The organism is Bradyrhizobium sp. UFLA05-108 (genome assembly GCF_059803455.1).
The window spans coordinates 1-511 of the sequence record NZ_JBANAZ010000282.1 but is presented as its reverse complement, the minus strand read 5'-3'; the positions used below and the strand labels follow the sequence as shown (position 1 = coordinate 511).

Below are 511 nucleotides of genomic sequence, written 5' to 3'. Positions count from 1 at the left end.
GGTGGCGCTGGGGGATGAGATCGGTGAATGCCTGCAGGCTCGGGCGGTGGCGATGCTGATCGGCGAACGGCCGGGGCTGTCGTCGCCGGACAGTCTGGGCATCTATTTGACCTGGGGACCGAGCGCGCGCAGAACGGACGCCGAGCGCAACTGTATTTCCAACGTACGGCCCGAGGGGCTGGATTACCCGCAGGCGGCGTTCCGCCTGGCCTGGCTGCTGGAGCAGGCGTTCCAGCGGCGGCTGAGCGGCATCGAGCTGAAGGACGAGAGCGACAACCCGGCCCTGCATGGACGAGTGACGCCGCTTTCCCCCCAGCTGGGCGGCTGACCGATGGTTTGCTGCAGCAGGGCGGTGAAGGCCGCCAGCCGGGCGGACACCTTCGCCATCGGGCGCAGCAGATAGATGCCTTGCTGCTCATGGCGCGGATCTTCCAGCATTTGCACCAGTTGCCCGTGCTGCACGTCCGGCCCCACCACCCAGTTGGGCAGAAAGGCAATGCCGAGCCCGAGC

Annotated in this window: 1 protein-coding gene and 1 pseudogene; one reads left to right on the top strand and one right to left on the bottom strand. The window is 67.7% G+C overall.

Annotation, left to right across the window (positions count from 1 at the left end; genetic code table 11):
• Nucleotides 1-328 (top strand): ethanolamine ammonia-lyase light chain EutC (locus tag SO140_RS46495; RefSeq protein ID WP_498544281.1); only part of this gene is annotated, 328 nt, incomplete at its 5' end.
• Nucleotides 329-345: 17 nt separating this feature from the next.
• On the opposite strand, the pseudogene SO140_RS46490 reads toward SO140_RS46495, so the two are convergent.
• Nucleotides 346-498, bottom strand: a pseudogene (locus tag SO140_RS46490) (LysR family transcriptional regulator); the annotation flags it as partial.
• Nucleotides 499-511: the final 13 nt, after the last annotated feature.